Source organism: Klebsiella pneumoniae subsp. pneumoniae HS11286, assembly GCF_000240185.1.
Classification (GTDB): Bacteria; Pseudomonadota; Gammaproteobacteria; order Enterobacterales; family Enterobacteriaceae; genus Klebsiella; species Klebsiella pneumoniae.
On the sequence record NC_016845.1, the window covers coordinates 1,471,455 to 1,488,454 of the forward strand.

The 17,000-nt window shown below is 58.8% G+C and carries 18 protein-coding genes and 2 other annotated features; of the genes, 7 read left to right on the plus strand and 11 right to left on the minus strand.

All coding sequences use genetic code 11. From position 1 onward, the window contains the following. Positions 1-3 precede the first annotated feature (3 nt). Positions 4-2,037, plus strand: coding sequence for a choline transport protein BetT (locus KPHS_14180; RefSeq protein ID YP_005225718.1), 2,034 nt, complete (start codon positions 4-6; stop codon positions 2,035-2,037). A 45-nt stretch (positions 2,038-2,082) separates the two neighbouring features. Here the strand turns inward: KPHS_14180 and KPHS_14190 are convergent, their stop codons facing one another. Then, positions 2,083-2,529, minus strand: a complete 447-nt coding sequence (locus KPHS_14190) for an inhibitor of vertebrate lysozyme precursor (protein ID YP_005225719.1) — start codon at positions 2,527-2,529, stop codon at positions 2,083-2,085. Between the two features lie 224 nt (positions 2,530-2,753). On the opposite strand from KPHS_14190, the gene KPHS_14200 reads away from it, so the two are divergent. Together KPHS_14200 and KPHS_14210 are read left to right on the plus strand one after the other, a co-directional pair. Then, complete coding sequence (locus tag KPHS_14200; protein YP_005225720.1) at positions 2,754-3,173, plus strand: small-conductance mechanosensitive ion channel MscS; 420 nt, start codon at positions 2,754-2,756, stop codon at positions 3,171-3,173. After that, positions 2,754-4,009: a sequence feature (potential frameshift: common BLAST hit: gi|152969159|ref|YP_001334268.1| putative transport), on the plus strand. (Overlaps the previous gene by 420 nt.) Beyond that, positions 3,206-4,009 (plus strand): small-conductance mechanosensitive ion channel MscS, encoded by an 804-nt coding sequence (locus KPHS_14210; protein YP_005225721.1) that lies wholly within the window; start codon positions 3,206-3,208, stop codon positions 4,007-4,009. Its footprint overlaps the feature before it by 804 nt. Here the strand turns inward: KPHS_14210 and KPHS_14220 are convergent. Beyond that, positions 4,006-4,899 (minus strand): glycine cleavage system transcriptional activator, encoded by an 894-nt coding sequence (locus tag KPHS_14220; RefSeq protein ID YP_005225722.1) that lies wholly within the window; start codon positions 4,897-4,899, stop codon positions 4,006-4,008. The genes KPHS_14210 and KPHS_14220 overlap by 4 nt on opposite strands. On the opposite strand from KPHS_14220, the gene KPHS_14230 reads away from it, so the two are divergent. Further along, positions 4,898-5,011 (plus strand): hypothetical protein, encoded by a 114-nt coding sequence (locus KPHS_14230; RefSeq protein YP_005225723.1) that lies wholly within the window; start codon positions 4,898-4,900, stop codon positions 5,009-5,011. The genes KPHS_14220 and KPHS_14230 overlap by 2 nt on opposite strands. Before the next feature lie 141 nt (positions 5,012-5,152). Then, entirely contained in the window at positions 5,153-5,758 is a 606-nt protein-coding gene (locus tag KPHS_14240; RefSeq protein ID YP_005225724.1) for a putative S-transferase, read from the plus strand. A gap of 52 nt (positions 5,759-5,810) precedes the next feature. On the opposite strand, the gene KPHS_14250 is transcribed toward KPHS_14240, so the two are convergent. From KPHS_14250 to KPHS_14330, 9 genes are all read right to left on the minus strand, one after another. Beyond that, positions 5,811-6,596 (minus strand): 3-oxoacyl-(acyl-carrier-protein) reductase, encoded by a 786-nt coding sequence (locus KPHS_14250; protein YP_005225725.1) that lies wholly within the window; start codon positions 6,594-6,596, stop codon positions 5,811-5,813. A 200-nt stretch (positions 6,597-6,796) separates the two neighbouring features. Beyond that, positions 6,797-7,594: a short-chain dehydrogenase/reductase SDR gene (locus KPHS_14260; RefSeq protein ID YP_005225726.1), complete on the minus strand. Its 798-nt coding sequence runs from the start codon at positions 7,592-7,594 to the stop codon at positions 6,797-6,799. 60 nt (positions 7,595-7,654) lie between these two features. Continuing rightward, positions 7,655-7,939, minus strand: coding sequence for a ribose transport system permease (locus tag KPHS_14270; RefSeq protein ID YP_005225727.1), 285 nt, complete (start codon positions 7,937-7,939; stop codon positions 7,655-7,657). Then, positions 7,655-8,723, minus strand: a sequence feature (potential frameshift: common BLAST hit: gi|288936628|ref|YP_003440687.1| inner-membrane translocator). (Overlaps the previous gene by 285 nt.) Continuing rightward, the gene (locus KPHS_14280) at positions 7,941-8,723 is read right to left on the minus strand and encodes a sugar ABC transporter permease (RefSeq protein YP_005225728.1); all 783 of its coding nucleotides are present in this window, start codon (positions 8,721-8,723) and stop codon (positions 7,941-7,943) included. It overlaps the preceding feature by 783 nt. A gap of 17 nt (positions 8,724-8,740) precedes the next feature. Continuing rightward, complete coding sequence (locus tag KPHS_14290) at positions 8,741-10,285, minus strand: putative ribose ABC transport system ATP-binding component (RefSeq protein ID YP_005225729.1); 1,545 nt, start codon at positions 10,283-10,285, stop codon at positions 8,741-8,743. Between the two features lies 1 nt (position 10,286). Beyond that, a complete protein-coding gene (locus KPHS_14300) occupies positions 10,287-10,907 on the minus strand; it encodes a DUF2291 domain-containing protein (RefSeq protein ID YP_005225730.1) in 621 nt (206 codons plus the stop codon). 43 nt (positions 10,908-10,950) lie between these two features. Beyond that, a complete protein-coding gene (locus KPHS_14310) occupies positions 10,951-11,886 on the minus strand; it encodes a sugar ABC transporter periplasmic sugar-binding protein (protein YP_005225731.1) in 936 nt (311 codons plus the stop codon). 159 nt (positions 11,887-12,045) lie between these two features. Further along, positions 12,046-13,566 (minus strand): Carbohydrate kinase, FGGY-like protein, encoded by a 1,521-nt coding sequence (locus tag KPHS_14320; protein ID YP_005225732.1) that lies wholly within the window; start codon positions 13,564-13,566, stop codon positions 12,046-12,048. A 348-nt stretch (positions 13,567-13,914) separates the two neighbouring features. Beyond that, positions 13,915-14,865 carry a putative sugar-binding domain protein gene (locus tag KPHS_14330; protein ID YP_005225733.1) on the minus strand — a complete coding sequence of 317 codons (951 nt, stop codon included), beginning with the start codon at positions 14,863-14,865 and terminating at the stop codon, positions 13,915-13,917. Between the two features lie 374 nt (positions 14,866-15,239). On the opposite strand from KPHS_14330, the gene KPHS_14340 reads away from it, so the two are divergent. Together KPHS_14340 and KPHS_14350 are read left to right on the plus strand one after the other, a co-directional pair. Continuing rightward, a complete protein-coding gene (locus KPHS_14340; protein YP_005225734.1) occupies positions 15,240-16,070 on the plus strand; it encodes a transketolase domain-containing protein in 831 nt (276 codons plus the stop codon). After that, positions 16,063-16,998: a putative transketolase C-terminal subunit gene (locus KPHS_14350; protein ID YP_005225735.1), complete on the plus strand. Its 936-nt coding sequence runs from the start codon at positions 16,063-16,065 to the stop codon at positions 16,996-16,998. Before KPHS_14340 ends, KPHS_14350 begins: the two co-directional genes overlap by 8 nt. Positions 16,999-17,000: the final 2 nt, after the last annotated feature.

Here is a 17,000-nt window from a genome sequence, read left to right on the forward strand (position 1 = left end):
TGGATGACAGATCTTTCGCAAAGCAGAGAAAAGGACAAAATCAATCCGGTGGTTTTTTATACCTCGGCCGGACTGATTTTGTTGTTTTCCCTGATGACGATCTTTTTTCGCGATTTTTCTGCCGAGTGGATTGGGCGCACCCTGGACTGGGTGTCGAAAACCTTCGGCTGGTACTATCTGCTGGCGGCGACGCTGTATATCGTCTTCGTCGTCTGCATTGCCTGCTCGCGCTTCGGCTCAGTGAAGCTCGGGCCGGAGCAGTCAAAGCCCGAGTTCAGCCTGCTGAGCTGGGCGGCGATGCTGTTCGCCGCCGGCATCGGCATCGACCTGATGTTCTTCTCAGTCGCCGAGCCGGTGACGCAATATATGCAGCCGCCGGAAGGGGCGGGGCAGACCATCGAGGCGGCGCGCCAGGCGATGGTCTGGACCCTGTTTCACTATGGCTTAACCGGATGGTCAATGTATGCCCTGATGGGCATGGCGCTGGGATACTTTAGCTATCGTTATAATTTGCCGCTCACCATCCGCTCGGCGCTGTACCCGATTTTTGGCAAACGGATCAATGGGCCCATCGGCCACAGCGTCGATATTGCGGCGGTGATCGGCACCATCTTCGGCATCGCCACCACCCTCGGTATCGGCGTCGTGCAGCTCAACTACGGTCTGAGCGTGCTGTTCGATATTCCGGACTCGCTGGCGGCGAAAGCGGCCCTGATTGCGCTGTCGGTGATCATCGCCACCATCTCGGTCACCTCCGGGGTGGACAAGGGCATCCGCGTGCTCTCCGAACTGAACGTCGCCCTCGCGCTGGGGCTGATCCTGTTCGTGCTGTTCATGGGCGATACCTCCTTCCTGCTCAATGCGTTAGTGCTCAACGTCGGCGACTACGTCAATCGCTTTATGGGCATGACGCTGAACAGCTTCGCCTTCGACCGGCCGGTAGAATGGATGAACAACTGGACGCTCTTTTTCTGGGCGTGGTGGGTGGCCTGGTCGCCGTTTGTGGGCCTGTTCCTGGCGCGCATTTCGCGCGGGCGCACCATCCGCCAGTTTGTGATGGGCACCCTGATTATTCCCTTCACCTTTACCCTGCTGTGGCTGTCGGTGTTCGGCAACAGCGCGCTGTATGAGATCATCCACGGCGACGCGGCCTTTGCCCAGGAGGCGATGGCCCACCCGGAGCGCGGCTTCTACAGCCTGCTGGCGCAGTATCCGGCGTTTACCTTTAGCGCGTCGGTGGCGACCATCACCGGTCTGCTGTTTTACGTTACCTCCGCCGACTCCGGCGCGCTGGTGCTGGGGAATTTCACCTCGAAGCTGAAGGACATCAACAGCGACGCCCCGAACTGGCTGCGCATCTTCTGGTCGGTGGCCATCGGTCTGTTGACCCTCGGGATGCTGATGACCAACGGCATCTCGGCGCTGCAGAACACCACGGTGATCATGGGGCTGCCGTTCAGCTTTGTGATTTTCTTCGTGATGGCCGGACTGTATAAATCTCTGAAAGTGGAAGATTACCGCCGGGTCAGCGCCAGCCGCGACACCGCCCCGCGCCCGATGGGCCTCCAGGATCGTCTGAGCTGGAAGAAGCGCCTGTCGCGGCTGATGAATTACCCCGGCACGCGCTATACCAAACTGATGATGGAGACGGTGTGCTACCCGGCGATGGAGGAGGTGGCCCAGGAGCTGCGGCTGCGCGGCGCCGCGGTGGAACTGAAGAGCCTGCCGCCGGAAGAGGGTGAGAACCTTGGCCACCTCGATCTGCTGGTGCACATGGGCGACGAGCAGAATTTTATCTACAAGATCTGGCCGCAGCAGTACTCGGTGCCGGGCTTTACCTATCGGGCGCGCAGCGGGAAATCCACCTATTACCGGCTGGAGACCTTCCTGCTGGAGGGCAGTCAGGGTAACGACCTGATGGACTACAGCAAAGAGCAGGTGATCACCGATATTCTCGACCAGTACGAGCGGCACCTGAACTTTATCCATCTGCATCGGGAAGCGCCGGGGAACAGCGTGATGTTCCCGGATGGCTAATCAGGGAAGCCCCCGTCGGGGAAAGGCTGACGGGGGCGAAGGTCGTTACTGGTAGTTAAAGGCGTCCGGATGGTTGTCGAGGCTGCCGCTGAGGGCGGCAAACAGCACGGTTTTGCCATCGATGGACAGGGCATCGCTGACGTTAAGCCAGGTCAGCCTCTCCTGGTCGGTTTTTTCATCGACCACCGAGTAAACGCCGGACATCTGTTTGCTTTTTTCCGACCAGATCACCGCGATACGTTCATGGCCGCAGTCGTGGGGTTTGCAGGCGCTTAACACCTGCCAGGATTCGCTACCCAGTTTCACCGTCTGCGCGGGCGAACCGGTGCCGCCGGTGGTCACCCAGGCGGGCAGCTGATGGCCTTTGACCATCTGGTTAAACGACGTCCGGGTGGCGGCATCGTGAGCCAGACTGTTCAGCGTGACATCGCCTTGCGCCATAACGCTGGCGGAGGCGGCTAAGGCGACGATAGCGGTAAGAGCTTTAAACATGTTTCCTCCTGGACTTATTCCGTCCTCATAACAAGCCTCTTTATAGTGAGCGTAGAGAATGATTAATGCAAACTCTGACATATTTTCTGTGAATGATTAGAAGCGGTGCGCGCATGGACGTTACGCTAAGCGATATGCCATGATGCGGATTGATTTATTTTCCAAATATATGCCCTTGGGATAAAGCAGTTAGCGAAGTGGCATAGTTATTCAGGCGATAAAGCATGGCGTATGTGAATCATCTACTGACGTTTATTGAGAGTAATCCGGCGCTGGCGGTGGGGTTTAATCTTATTCTGCTGCTGCTCTCCGGCATATTTGCCCATCTTTTATGCAAGTTCTTGCTGATTAAAGTGGTGCGTAAGGTCTTCTTTAGTAGCCACAAACAGGATGTGCCGCTGGAGAAGGATCGACGCATCGCCGAAAAGCTGTCCAATTTCATTCCGGTTATTATCGTCTATTACGTTCTGCAGTTTATGCCGGCGATGCCGGCATCGCTGGTGACGGCGATTAATACTATCTGCGGGATCTTGTTTTTATTTTTATGTCGGTGTTTTTCAACGAGATGCTGGATATTGTCAACAGCTCCTATCTGCGAAAGACCAAACGTAAAAATCATTCCATTAAGGGCTATATCCAGATAGGCAAAATCTTAGTCCACATCCTGGCGGCGATTATGATCCTCGCCGTGATGTCGAACAAATCGCCGATCATTATTATCTCCAGCCTGGGGGCCGTGGCGGCGGTACTGATGATCGTGTTCCAGCATACTCTGCTGTCGCTGGTGGCGAACGTTCAGCTGTCGTCCAACGACGTGCTCCAGCTGGGGGACTGGATTGAAATGCCTGACAAGAACCTCAGCGGTGAGGTGACGGATATCGCGCTGCACACCATTACCATCCGTAACTGGGACAATACCATCTCCCGTATCCCGACCAAGAATTTCCTCACCGAGACCTATACCAACTGGCAGGCGATGTTCTCCTCCGGGGCGCGGCGGATCATGCGCAGTATCGCCATCGATCAACACTCGGTGCGTTTTCTCGACCAGGAGATGCTCTCCTCGATGCTGACCATCCGCGGGGTGAGTGAGCCTCTGGCGACGCTGCTTGACGGCCGGGATCCCGGCGGCGTGGCCGACCGCTGGTTTATCGATAACGGGCTGACCAACCTGACCCTGTTTCGCCACTATCTGATGCACTATCTCGCCGAGCGGCCGGATATTATTAAGGAGATGTACATTGTGGCGAGAACGCTGAAACCTTCGCCGTCGGGCATCCCGCTGGAGATTTACTGCTTCACCACCTCAACGCTATGGAAAGACTACGAAAACACCCAGTCGGCGATATTTGAGTACATTACCGCGGTGGCCGGACAGTTTTCCCTGCGCCTCTATCAGTATCCCGCCGGGCACGATTTCTGGCGTCTCTCCCAGGAGCACGCCGCCCGGACGGGCCTGCCGCCGTCGGCCGAAGGCTAAACGCTGATCTGCTGGCGCCAGAGGGCGATCTCCTCCTCCAGCCAGGCGATGAACCGGGCGACTTCCGGCCGGTTCTCCGCCTGCGGGGAGACGGTTAGCCAGTAGTGCCAGGGGTAGGGGACGGTGACGGCGGTGAGCTGCACCAGCTCGCCGCGGGCTATCGCCCCCGCCACCAGGGAGCGCCGCTCCAGCGCCACGCCGGCCCCCAGGCGGACCGCCTCCAGCACCAGATTGGAGTCGTTCAGGCGCAGGCCCGCGGGGACGATCGGCTTTTCCAGCCCCGCCTGGCTGCACCAGGCGTTCCAGGACTCCATGGAAAAAATGATATCGCTGGCGGCGATCGCCTGCGGGGTGGTCGGCAGGTTACCGCCGCGATAGCCGGGGGCGGCGACCACCAGCTGTTCATCGGCAAACAGATGCCGGCTTTCCATTCCCTCCCAATCGCCTTGCCCCATGCGAATGGCCAGATCGATACCCTCCTGTTGCAGGTTAACCACCGCCAGGCTGGTCAGCAGGCGCACCGCGATCTGCGGATGCCGCGTCTGAAAGCGCGCCAGCCGAGGCAGCAGCCAGTGGCAGCCAAAGGAGGGGAGCGTCGCCAGGGTCACTTCCAGGGTGCGGGGTTTGATCTGCACCATGCGCGTGGCGTCGGCGATGTGCTGTAACGCCTCGCGGATTTGCAGGGCATAGAGCCGTCCTTCTTCCGTGATGCGCACTCCGCGGCCGTGGCGGATAAAGAGCGTGACGCCGACCAGGGCTTCCAGCTGTTTGATGTGCTGGCTGACCGCCGAATGGGTCACGCTCAACTCGTGGGCGGCCTGCGTTACGCTGCCGAGGCGCGCCACCGCTTCAAAGCTGCGCAGGCTGGCGACAGGGGGAAAATCTGCCATGGTGGTTTCTCTGTCAGTGAGTCGATACGTTAACGTTACTACCGGGTTAGCGGCTTTTAAAGCCGCTGCAAACAAGCTGAAAAGGAGCCAAATGCCGCCTCAGTCGGTATAGCACAAGGGGAACTGGAGGGCTACCGCGAATCTCCAATCTGTTAGTTTGACTAACCATTGCGGTAAGTATCCCGTGATATTCGCGGCATCGGTTTTCCAGTAAGGTAAAGCCGCAACCCCTTTATCGCAGGCAGGAGTGACGATGAAACTCATTGGTATGATGGATTCACCTTATGTAAGACGCGTGGCGGTTTCTCTGGCGCTCTATGGCGTGGAATTCGAGAGCCTGCCGCTATCGGTCTTTAGCGGCTTTGACGAATTTTCCCGCATTAATCCGGTGGTCAAGGCGCCGACGGTGGTGCTCGATAACGGGACGCAGCTGATGGACTCCACGCTGATCCTCCACTATTTCGAAACGACCAATCCGGCCGGGCGCCGGCTGCTTCCCGTGCATCCCGAGGCGCTGGCCCGCGATCTGCACCTGCTGGGGGTGATCCTCGCCGCCTGTGAAAAAGCGGTCCAGCATGTTTATGAGCACCGTCTGCGGCCGGAAGAGAAGCAGCATCAGCCGTGGATAGCCCGGGTGACCGGCCAGCTGCTGGCCGCCTGTCGGGAGTGGGACGCCCGGCTGGCAGACCGCGCCGCCGCCGCGCAGCCGGATCAGGTGCTGGTCACCAGCACGGTGGTCTGGTCCTTTATCCAGTTGATGATCCCGGCGGTGGTGTCGGCCGCGGCGTTTCCGCATATTCGCGCGCTGGCGGAGAAAGGGGAGGCGCTGCCGGCGTTTCAACAGTATCCGCTGGGTTAACGGCAGGGGTGGAGAGGGGCGCCGCAGCGTGGCGCCCTGAAGCAGGAGAGGATCACCAGCAGACAAACCCGCCGTCGACCACCAGGTCTACGCCGGTGCAGAACGAGGCGGCGTCGCTGGCGAGGAACAGCGCCGGGCCGGCCATCTCTTCCACCTTCGCCATCCGCTGCATCGGCGTCTGGCTTTCAAACTCGCGGGTCTGGTGCACCATCTCCGGACGGGTATTCATCGGCGTGGCGGTATATCCCGGACTGATGGAATTGACGCGGATCCCTTTGCCCACCCACTCCATCGCCAGGCTTTTCGACAGATGGATCACGCCGGCTTTGGAGCAGTTGTAATGCGCCTGGTCGAGGCCGCGGTTAACAATAATCCCCGACATCGAGGCGATATTGATAATCGACCCGCCGCCGGACTCCAGCATCAGTTCCGCTTCCGCTTTGCAGGAGTTCCATACGCCAGTGAGATTGATATCGATCACCCGCTGCCATTGCTCGCTCTCCATCTCCAGGGCCGGATTGGCGTTGGCGATCCCGGCGGCGTTAACGGCGATATCGAGGCGGCCATAGCGGCTTTTGGCCAGCGCGACGGCGGCGCGCAGGTCGGCAATCTGGCGGACATCGCCGTTATAAGAGCAAGCCTGACCGCCGATGGATTCAATATGGCTGACCGTTTCCGCCAGCCCGCCGTCGTCGCGAAGATCAAAACAGACTACCCGTGCACCCGCGCTGGCGAGGCTGCAGGCGATGGTCTGTCCGATGCCGCTGCCGGCGCCGGTGACGAAGGCGACGCGATCCCGCAGGCTAAATAGGTGTTGTGCAAAGTCTTTACCGATCATAATGTTTATTCTCTTCAATATAGTGTCGAACGTCGGGAGCCTGGCTTCCCGGATGGTGGTGCGCCGCGCCTTATCCGGGCTACCTTTCGGCGGTGTTACGTAGCCCCGGTAAGCGTAGCGCCACCGGGGGGCCGTCCCGGAGTGGTAGCGCCAATTCGGGACGCCTTATTCGGGCGATGGGGCCCGCTAACCCGCGGGGATTACGACATAATCAAACCGCCATCGATATTGATGGTCTGCCCGGTGAGATAGCGCGCGTCGTCGGAGGCGAGGAAGGCCACCAGCCCGGCCACGTCTTCCGGCTTACCGGCGCGTTTCATTGGGATCCCTTCGACCCATTCCGCCATCAGTTCGCCCTTGCCGTAGCGCTTCTGCTCGGTGCTGAGAATTTCGCCCCACACGCGGTCGTTGTAATCCCACATCTCGCTCTCAATGATGCCGGGGCAGAAGGCGTTGACGGTGATATTCCACGGTGCCAGCTCGTGCGCCAGGCTTTGGGTAATGCCGATCACGCCCATTTTGCTGGCGGCGTAGTGCGGCGTGTAGATAAACCCCTGTCGCCCCTGGCCGGAAGAGGTGTTGATCAGGCTGCCGTGATTCTGTTTCACCATATATTTGGCCGCCTCGCGGCAGCACAGCCACACGCCGGTGGTGTTGACCGCCAGCACTTTTTCGAAATCGGCTTTTGGCATCCGGTCGTAGTAATCGATGGTGATCACCCCGGCGTTCTGAATGGAGACGTCGATGGTGCCGAAGCGCGCGGCGGCCTGCTCATATAGCCCCTGAACCTGGGCTTCATCGGTGACATCGACCTGCAGCGATAAAATATCCGCCTGATAGCGCTGACGCAGGGTTTCGGCGGTCTCGTGAACGCGCTCGGCGTTGGAGACCATCACCAGATTCGCGCCGTCGCGGGCAAAGCGCTCGGCAATGCCTGCGCCGATGCCGCGGCAGGCGCCGGTGATCACCACCGTTTTGTTCTGGAAATCTCGTTGCATATTTTTTCCCTTTCGCTGAGCCGGGCACCAGGCCCGGCGGAAGATGTGAATCGTTGCCGGTTAGCTGGAGGTGGCGCCGTTGGGGGGGATGGCGGCCAGTTTTTCCTCGTGGCGGCGCATCAGGATGACCTTGCTCTGCAGCTTCTGCTGGAACTGGTCGACGACCACAGCGGTGACAATCACCACGCCTTTAATCACCATCTGCCAGAAGTCGCTGACGCCCATCATCACCATGCCGTCGGCAAGGAAGACGATGACGAAGGCGCCGATAATTGACCCGGTCACCCGGCCGCGGCCGCCGGCCAGCGCGGTACCGCCGAGCACGGTGGCGCCGATGGCGTCCATCTCAAAACATGTTGCCGGTCATCGGGTGCGCGGTTTGCAGCTGTGATGCGACGATCAGGCCGACAAACGCCGCGCACAGGCCGGAGAAGGCATAGACGAATATTTTCGCTTTCACGATCGGCACGCCGGCGAGGCGGGCGGCAGACTCATTGCCGCCGATGGCGTAGATGTAGCGGCCAAGCGGCGTTTTAGTGGTCAGCCAGTAGCCCAGCACGAGGAAGCCGATCATCAGCCAGATCGGCAGATAGACGCCGAGCAGGGTGCCGGATCCGAGGGTGGCGAAACCGGTGTTGCCCAGCGCTTCCATGCCATTGAGATTCGGGTAGGTGCTCCCGTCGTTAAACAGCAGCGCGGAGCCGCGGGCGACGTACATCATGCCTAAGGTGCAGATAAACGGCGCCACGCCGAAGCGGGTGATCACCGCGCCGTTGACCAGGCCGACCAGCACGCCGAAGATCGCCACGCAGAGGATCACCTCCGGGACATTAAAGAAGAGGATATCGCCGTTCCACAGCGGCAGGCCGTTGGTCAGCAGCGCGCCCGCCACCATGCCGCAGATCCCCGCTACCGCACCGACGGACAAATCAATGCCGCCGGTGAGAATGACCAGCGTCATGCCGATGGCCAGCAGGCCGGTGATCGCCACGTGCTGGGTCATGATCAGCAGGTTAGAGGCGGTCAGGAAGTTGGGTACCATCACGCTGAAGAACGCGATCACCAGCAGGAGGGCGATAAAGGTGCGGGCCTTCAGCAGGTACATATAAATCATATATTTCTGGTTCATGATGGATTCCAGCCTGATTAATCTTGAGGTGTTGAAGCCGCGATTAACTGTTCGCGGGTCACCGCATGGCGCGGTAAATCGGCGGTAATGCGGCCATCGGCCATCACCAGGATGCGGTCGGCCAGGGCCATCACCTCATCCAGTTCCGAAGATGAGAACATCACCGCCAGCCCCTGCTGAGCCATTTTGCCGATCAGGTGATAGACGTCGGTTTTCGCGCCGACGTCGATGCCGCGCGTCGGTTCGTCGAGGAACACCACCTGCGGCTGGGTCATCAGCGCTTTACCCAGCACCACTTTTTGTTGATTGCCGCCGCTCAGCGAGGTGATGGGCAATGTGGCGTCGCTGACCTTGATCGCCAGCTGCTGGATCATCTCTTTCACGCAGGACTCTTCTTTTTGCGGGTTCAACCAGCGCCAGGCGCGGCGGAACCCCTGCAGGCTGAAATCAGAGAGCGTCATGTTGGCCTGAATCGACATCATCTGCACCACGCCTTCGCCCTGACGGTCCTCCGGCACCAGCGCCAGCCCCTTTTTCAGGCGCTGTTGAAAGCGAGATTTGCCGATGCTTTCGCCGTTAAGATGCACCTCGCCGCGCTGGCAGGGCATCAAGCCGACCAGGCCTTTAAACAGCTCGGTGCGCCCGGCGCCCAGCAGGCCGTAAATACCGATCACTTCGCCTTTGCTGAGGGTGAAGGTGACGTCATTGAGCTTGTAACCGCCGCTGGGATGCAGCGCGGTCAGCCCTTTGACGTCAAGCACTGCGTCGCCTTTTGGCGCCGGTTGATAATCAAAGTGTTTTTTCTTATCACCGACCATCTGCTCGATGATCCACGGTACGCTGGCGTCGCTGACGTGACGCTCGCTGATAAAGCGACCGTCGCGGAAAATGGTGATGTTGTCGCCAATCTCCATCAGCTCTTCGAGGCGATGCGAGATATAGATGATGGTCACGCCGCGCCGCTTAAGCTGCGCGATCACCTTGAACAGCACTTTGACCTCAGACTGGCTCAGCGCCGAGGTGGGCTCGTCCATGATCAGCACGCGGGTGTCTTTCGACAGGGCGCGGGCAATCTCGACTAACTGCTGGTGGCCGATACCGAGTTCACCCAGCGGAGCGTAAGGATCGACATCCAGCTCCAGCCGTTCCAGCAGCGATTTGGCCAGCGCGTACTGGTATTTTTCGTTAATGCGTCCTTTCTGAAAGAATTCATTCGCCATGAAGATGTTGTCCATCACATTCATATTGGGAAATAAATTCAGTTCCTGAAAAATAATACTGATGCCCAGTTTTTCTGCCTGATGCGTCGACTGTAATGAAACTGCTTCACCATCGAGGATAATTTGCCCGGAGGAGGGCGTTTCCACACCGGCAAGCATTTTCATCATGGTGGATTTACCCGCACCATTTTCTCCGATTAGCACGTTGACCTTATTTCGATAGACCCGGTAATTGACATTATCCAGGGCGGTTACGCCGGGATAGACGCGCGACAGGCCGCGGGTTTCGATAATCACTTCGGACTCAACGGGCTGGGGAGCGACGAGATCGTGCGGCGCCATATTATTGTCCCCCTGCATGAATGATTTTCGCCGGGGTAATTTCCGGGAGAGTTTGTGGAATATCCCAGGCCGAGAAGACGCCGTACACCTCCACGCTGTCGCCGGTTTTGACGTTGGCTGTCTGAATCATTTTGACCGCCTGACTGTTGATATTCTTGCTGTACTCGCCGAACAGCACCTGGTCATTAAAGTCCTGATAGCTGGCGCCGCTGTAGCCGTCGCGCAGCTGGGTGCCGCGCAGGGTAGGGCCAATCTGCACCGTCACCTTCCCGACGCTGGCGTCGGTCAAGGTCATTTTGCCGCTGCGCGAGGCGGTATCGAGTTTGCTGACGGTACCTGAAACCTTGACGTAGAAGATGCAGGGGTTTTCATCCTGCGCACGGTAGCCGAGGGTTTTACAGGCGCTATCAATGTCTTTTGCCGCCTTGAGCGCGCTCATCAGTTCCGCCGCCGGACGCGCTTTCGTCACCACCTGCGGTACGATGCTCTGCTGCCAGGTTTTATCCATATTCGCCATATGCGGGTTGGGCGGGGATTTCAGGTCTGCCAGCTCCTGCTGCGAGACGATGCGACAGCCCCCTAGCGCCAGTACGGCCAGCGTCAGACAGGTTTTCTTAAACATAATGCTCTCCTCTGCGCCCCCGCAGGGGCGCAACCACCCGAACTCAGGACTTAATGTTGAAATCCTGGACTTTATCGGCGTTATCCTGAGTAATCAGAATGCCGCGGAACATCACGCGCTGCTTCGCCGGCTTCTCGCCTTTTTGCAGGTAGTTATCCAGATCGGTGACGCCCTGAGCGGCGATGGCCTGCGCCTGCAGCATCACGGTTGCCTGCAGGGTGCCGGCTTTCACGGCGTCGCGCTCATCGTTGCTGCCGTCGATGCCGACGACGATCACATCGCTACGGTTGGCCGCTTTCAGCGCCGCAATCGCGCCAAGGGCTACCGGCCCGTTGCCACAGATGACGCCTTTCACGTCGGGGTGCGCCTGCAGGATGCTGTCCATGATGCGTTTGCCGTCGATCAGGGTGCCTTTGGCATCCTGTTTCGCCACGCTGACCATATCCGGATATTGGTCAATGACCTGATGGAAAGATTTAGAACGGGTGACGCAGTTATTATCGGCGAGGTTGCAGGTCAGCTCGGCGTATTTGCCTTTCTCCGCCATTTTCTCGACGAAGACGTTGGCGACCTCAGAGCCGGCCTGGAAGTTATTGTGGGTAATTTGTTCCAGTGCCACATCATCAACCGGAATTTCGCGGTTAATTAAGACCACCGGAATGCCCGCTTTTTTGGCTTTTTCAACGGCGGCGACGCTGGCGGTGGAGTCAGCGTTATCGAGAATAATGCCCTGCACTTTTTTACCAATCGCGGTGTCGATAAGCTCATTCTGCTTTTTGACATCTTCGCCATGGGACAGCACGGTGGTTTTGTAGCCGAGAGCTTGCGCTTTTTCGCTGGCGCCTTTGGCTTCCGAGGCGTAATACGGGTTATCCAGCGAGTTGACCATGATCATAATGGTGCCTTTCTCCGCGGCGTGCGCGGCAAAGGAGAAGGCGGTCAGGGTCGCAGCGGTTAAAAGGGTTATACGTAATTTCATGACTCTGTTCCTGTATTTTTATATTCGAACAAATGAGCCCCTGAGCGGGCAGGCTTTTACGGTCTGAAATTTCCCCTAATGTATTCGGGGATAGCGATATCGTTATGGGCCGGGTTTCTCCTGTGATAAGTGAATGCGTGTCGTCGCGCAGTCTGGCGGTCAGGCTGGCGAGTCCGGTTTCCATAATGTTCGGTCGACCGCATGGCGCCACTCCTGCCAGCGCGTTTGTAAACGCTGGTGGCGGGCCATGTCGGGCTGAAAGGTGCTGTGTTCGGTTAAGAAGGCCTGCAGATCGGCGGTCGACCCCGGATGGAGCGCTTTGCGCGCCAGCAACGCCGCGCCGATGGCGGACAGCTCCGGCACATCGCTGCGCATCACCGGGCAGCCGAGCAGATCGGCCTGGTATTGCATCAGCCAGTCATTGTTGGTCGGCCCGCCGTCCACCATCAACGCCGTCAGGGTGAACTCCTCATGCTGACGCATCGCCACCACCACGTCGGCTATCTGATAGGTGATGGACTCCAGCGCCGCACGGATCAGATGCGCGCGTTTCACCCCGCGACTCAGGCCGCAAATCACGCCGCGGGCGCTGTCATCCCACCAGGGCGCGCCAAGACCGGTCAGCGCCGGCACGAAGTAGACCCCGAGGGTTGAGTCGACGGAGGCGGGGAGGGTATTCAGCTCATGGGCCAGCTCGGCGGCAGAGAGTTCGCTCAGTCCGGTGCTGTCCGCCATCCAGGCGACAGCATCGCCGGTGTGGGGAATATTCCCTTCCAGGCCCCACACCAGCTGGTCGCCATCGTGCCAGGCGACGGTGGTCGCCAGCGCGTCGATATCGCACTGCGCCGATTTGACCGGGGCCATGACCGAAGAGCCGGTGCCGTAGGTGGCTTTGACGCAGCCTGCCTCGCCGAGCGCGTGGCCGAACAGCGCGGCGTGGGAGTCGCCGATCATCGACATGATCGGAATACCGTCCGGAATGGCGGCCAGTCCTTTGGTATGGCCGAAGAGGCCGCTCGACGGTTTAATTTCCGGCAACGCCGCGCGCGGAATGCCGAACAGCGCCAGCATCTCGTCGTCCCACTCGCCGCGGTGCAGGTTCAGCAGCTGGGTGCGGGAGGCATTGGAGTAGTCGCAGCAGAAGGCTTCTCCAGCAGTCAGATTCCACAGCAGCCAGCTGTCGATGGTGCCGAGGCAAATCTCACCGCGTTCGGCGCGCAGGTGGCCATCGACAGTCGCATCCAGCAGCCAGCGCATTTTGGAGGCCGAGAACAGCGGGGCGATTGGCAGGCCGGTGGCACGCTTAATGTGCTGTTCCTGACGATCGTGACGCAGCGTGTCGCAGAACGCGGCGCTGCGGGTGCATTGCCAGGTAATGGCCGCGTTAATCGGTTCGCCGCTGTCGCGATACCAGCCAATGGCGGTTTCCCGCTGGTTGCTGATAGCCAGCGCGGCGACGTTTTCCGCGCCAACGTGGGCCACCGCGCTGGCGATCACCGTCAGTGAGGCGGTAACCAGCGCTTCGCCCGATTGCTCCACCCAGCCGTCGCGCGGCGTTTGGATCGCCAGCGGCTGCGAGAATTTGACGATAACTTTGCCCCGGCTATCCAGCACCACCGCTTTGGCGTTGGTGGTGCCTTCATCCAGGGCAATGATGAACTCTTTTGCTGTCGCCTGCATCGTGCTCTCCTCGGTCACTCGGTGTCCTGGAACCGCGAAGACGAGGAATATCTCCCACCGTCTCCTGCGTCTGTGCAGGCCATGTTGTGACATTTCATTATCATCTTTTTAATCACTGAATATATATTCGATAGTGATTATTTATTTGATACCTTAAGCCACAAACCCGGTGACGGGCTACCGGAAAAATCATCAATTGTGCTGGCAATCACATTTCGCCGATCGGCGAAAGCGGCGATAGGCGGCTGGAGTGGTTGATTAACTGATTGAATTTAAATGTATTAACAGAGCCAGCCCTGAAGCTAAAAAAGCACGTCAGGGCGACAGAGAGGCAACCAGCGCGGCAGGTTAGTCGCTAACCAGCATTCGGGCGGTAGGGTAATCGGTGATTAAAACATCAATGTAGCCGCCGGTGAGGGCCCCTTTGATGGCCGCGACTTTGTCGGTACCGCCGGCCAGCGCGACCACGTTCGGGCATTTTTTGACCTTCTCCAGCGCCATACCGATCACCGGATCTTCATCATCGCGTAACACCGGATGGCCGTTTTTGTCGTAGTAGTGCAGGCAGATATCACCCACCGCGCCGCGCGCCGCCAGCACCTGCAGCATATCTTCGTGATAGTAATTACCGGAGGTTTTCAGCAGTTGAGAGGGTTCGAGAATGCCGATGCCGACGATGGCGATATCCACTTCATCAAAGCGCGACACCACGTCAGCGACGTCTTTGCTGGCCAGCAGCCGGTTGCGCTCCTCCATGGATCCTTCGATGCTCTGTGACGGCAGCAGCCAGGCGTCGCAATTCAGGCGCTGGGCGAGGGTCTGGGTAAGAATCGTCGCCTGCACGTTACCGTTTGGCCCGACGCCGCCGAGCAGTTGGATCACGCCGCTGGCTTTCAGGTTTTGCGCATGAACTTCATCGACCATCGCGCGAATGGTTGAGCTCCACGAGGAGACGCCAATCAGATCTTTTGGCCGCAGCCGGGTTTCCAGATAGTGGGCGGCGGCGGAGCCAATCGCCCGCTTGATGGTATGATCGCTGGCCTCTTCCTCGGTATCCACCACCACCGCCTGCTTAAGGCCGTAGCGGTCCTCAAGCCCTTTTTCGAGCTTCAGAAAGATGTTGGACGGCTGAACGACGCTGATCTTGACGACGCCTTCTTTCTGGCAGCGGGTAATGGCGCGGGAGACAAATGACTGAGACAGCGAGAGAAGTTGGGCGATATCAGACTGCTTTCGTCCTTCCAGATAGTAAAGCGTGGCAATCTTAACCAATAGCCGTTGTTCATCCTGCTTAGCCATATTAATCCTCGAAAATCATTTATCGCCTTTCTTCAGGCGGTTAGCTGCAGCCATTATCGTAGTGACTTTTATCATACGCGAAAAAAAATCAGACTTAAGTGTGACAGGCGTCTAACTTTTGCCAATCCTCAAAATCGACTATGGACAAAAACAAAACAGCCAGGCCATAATCGAATAAAGAATCATTATTGAATATATATTCAAGGCGATTTCGAGTCAATGTGTTTATCCGGGCTTCGCCTGGAGCGGGAGGCAGAATGTTCCTGAGTAGGGCGCTGTGGCAGAAGGCTTACCACCCGGCATAGGGATATCTGGTTTTTTTAGTCCTTGCTGGAATAAATATTCCATGCTGAAAATAAATTCAGAGGTGTGAAATGAATCCCTACAGATATGATATTCAGACGCTGGAGCGTAAAGCCCGCGCGGTGCGGCGCCATATTGTGCGCTTAAACGCCAATAGTCCGGCCGGCGGCCACACCGGGGCTGACCTTTCGCAGGTCGAACTGTTAACCGCGCTCTATTTCCGCGTCCTTAACGTCGCGCCGGACCGGCTCGACGACCCGCAGCGCGATATCTACATCCAGTCGAAAGGCCACGCCGTGGGCTGCTACTACTGCGTCCTGGCGGAAGCCGGCTTCTTCCCGGTCGAGTGGCTGGAGACCTACCAGCATGCCAATTCCCATCTCCCCGGCCACCCGGTGCGGCAAAAAACGCCGGGCATCGAGCTCAACACCGGCGCGCTGGGCCACGGTTTGCCTGTTGCGGTGGGGCTGGCGCTGGCCGCGAAGAAAAGCAACAGCACCCGCCGCATTTTTTTGATCACCGGCGACGGCGAACTGGCGGAAGGCAGTAACTGGGAAGCCGCCCTGGCGGCTGCACATTACGGCCTGGATAATCTGGTCATTATTAATGATAAGAACAACCTCCAGCTGGCCGGGCCGACGCGCGAAATCATGAATACCGATCCGCTGGCCGATAAATGGCGCGCCTTCGGTATGGAAGTCAGCGAATGCCAGGGTAACGACATGGCCTCGGTGGTCTCGGTCATCGAGGGGTTGAAGCAGGAAGGTAAACCCAACGTTATTATTGCCAACACCACGAAAGGTGCCGGTATTTCCTTTATCCAGGGGCGCCCGGAGTGGCACCACCGGGTGCCGAAAGGCGAAGAAATTGCACTGGCACTGGAGGAACTGAAAGATGAGTAATGCAGAACACCTGGCTAACGTCATGGTCGAAGCCTTTATCGCCGCCGTGGAGCGCGGCGTCGATCTGGTGCCGGTGGTAGCCGACTCCACGTCAACGGCCAAAATCGCGCCGTTTATTAAACAGTTCCCCGGCCGGCTGGTGAACGTCGGCATCGCCGAGCAGAGCATGGTCGGCACCGCCGCCGGTCTGGCGCTGGGCGGAAAAGTGGCTGTGACCTGTAACGCCGCGCCGTTTCTTATCTCGCGGGCCAATGAGCAAATCAAAGTGGATGTCTGTTACAACAACACCAACGTCAAGCTGTTTGGCCTTAACGCCGGAGCCAGCTACGGCCCGCTGGCCAGCACCCACCATGCCATTGACGATCTGGCGGTGATGCGCGGCTTCGGCAATATCCAGATTTTCGCCCCGTCCTCGCCGCGCGAATGTCGGCAGATTATTGATTACGCCATCGGTTATCAGGGGCCGGTCTATATTCGCCTCGATGGCAAGGCGCTGCCGGAACTGCACGATGAAAGCTATCGCTTTGTACCGGGCGCGATCGTCACGCTGAGGGAAGGCGATGATATCGCGCTAGTGGCCACCGGCTCGACGGTGCATGAGATCGTCGATGCGGCGCAGATGCTGGCCGACGCGGGGATTCAGGCCAAAGTGGTGAGCGTGCCATCTCTTCGCCCCTGCGATACCGCCGCGCTGCTGGCGGCGCTGAAGCCGTGCAAAGCGGTGATTACGGTGGAGGAGCATAACGTCAACGGCGGGCTGGGCAGCCTGGTGGCGGAAGTATTGGCTGAGGCTGGGGTGGGTATCCCGCTCAAACGTCTGGGGATCCCGGATGGTGAGTATGCGGCGGCGGCAGATCGCGGCTGGCTGCGTAAACACCACGGTTTCGATGCCGCTTCCGTCGCGGAGCTGGCGCAGAAAATGCGCTGATT

Bases quoted from the DNA above. Each gene is read 5' to 3' on its own strand.
- KPHS_14180 (YP_005225718.1), top strand. From the start codon at position 4: ATGACAGATCTTTCGCAAAGCAGAGAAAAGGACAAAATCAATCCGGTG.
- KPHS_14190 (YP_005225719.1), bottom strand. From the start codon at position 2,529: ATGTTTAAAGCTCTTACCGCTATCGTCGCCTTAGCCGCCTCCGCCAGC.
- KPHS_14200 (YP_005225720.1), top strand. From the start codon at position 2,754: ATGGCGTATGTGAATCATCTACTGACGTTTATTGAGAGTAATCCGGCG.
- KPHS_14210 (YP_005225721.1), top strand. From the start codon at position 3,206: ATGATCCTCGCCGTGATGTCGAACAAATCGCCGATCATTATTATCTCC.
- KPHS_14230 (YP_005225723.1), top strand. From the start codon at position 4,898: ATGGTGGTTTCTCTGTCAGTGAGTCGATACGTTAACGTTACTACCGGG.
- KPHS_14220 (YP_005225722.1), bottom strand. From the start codon at position 4,899: ATGGCAGATTTTCCCCCTGTCGCCAGCCTGCGCAGCTTTGAAGCGGTG.
- KPHS_14240 (YP_005225724.1), top strand. From the start codon at position 5,153: ATGAAACTCATTGGTATGATGGATTCACCTTATGTAAGACGCGTGGCG.
- KPHS_14250 (YP_005225725.1), bottom strand. From the start codon at position 6,596: ATGATCGGTAAAGACTTTGCACAACACCTATTTAGCCTGCGGGATCGC.
- KPHS_14260 (YP_005225726.1), bottom strand. From the start codon at position 7,594: ATGCAACGAGATTTCCAGAACAAAACGGTGGTGATCACCGGCGCCTGC.
- KPHS_14270 (YP_005225727.1), bottom strand. From the start codon at position 7,939: ATGGACGCCATCGGCGCCACCGTGCTCGGCGGTACCGCGCTGGCCGGC.
- KPHS_14280 (YP_005225728.1), bottom strand. From the start codon at position 8,723: ATGAACCAGAAATATATGATTTATATGTACCTGCTGAAGGCCCGCACC.
- KPHS_14290 (YP_005225729.1), bottom strand. From the start codon at position 10,285: ATGGCGCCGCACGATCTCGTCGCTCCCCAGCCCGTTGAGTCCGAAGTG.
- KPHS_14300 (YP_005225730.1), bottom strand. From the start codon at position 10,907: ATGTTTAAGAAAACCTGTCTGACGCTGGCCGTACTGGCGCTAGGGGGC.
- KPHS_14310 (YP_005225731.1), bottom strand. From the start codon at position 11,886: ATGAAATTACGTATAACCCTTTTAACCGCTGCGACCCTGACCGCCTTC.
- KPHS_14320 (YP_005225732.1), bottom strand. From the start codon at position 13,566: ATGCAGGCGACAGCAAAAGAGTTCATCATTGCCCTGGATGAAGGCACC.
- KPHS_14330 (YP_005225733.1), bottom strand. From the start codon at position 14,865: ATGGCTAAGCAGGATGAACAACGGCTATTGGTTAAGATTGCCACGCTT.
- KPHS_14340 (YP_005225734.1), top strand. From the start codon at position 15,240: ATGAATCCCTACAGATATGATATTCAGACGCTGGAGCGTAAAGCCCGC.
- KPHS_14350 (YP_005225735.1), top strand. From the start codon at position 16,063: ATGAGTAATGCAGAACACCTGGCTAACGTCATGGTCGAAGCCTTTATC.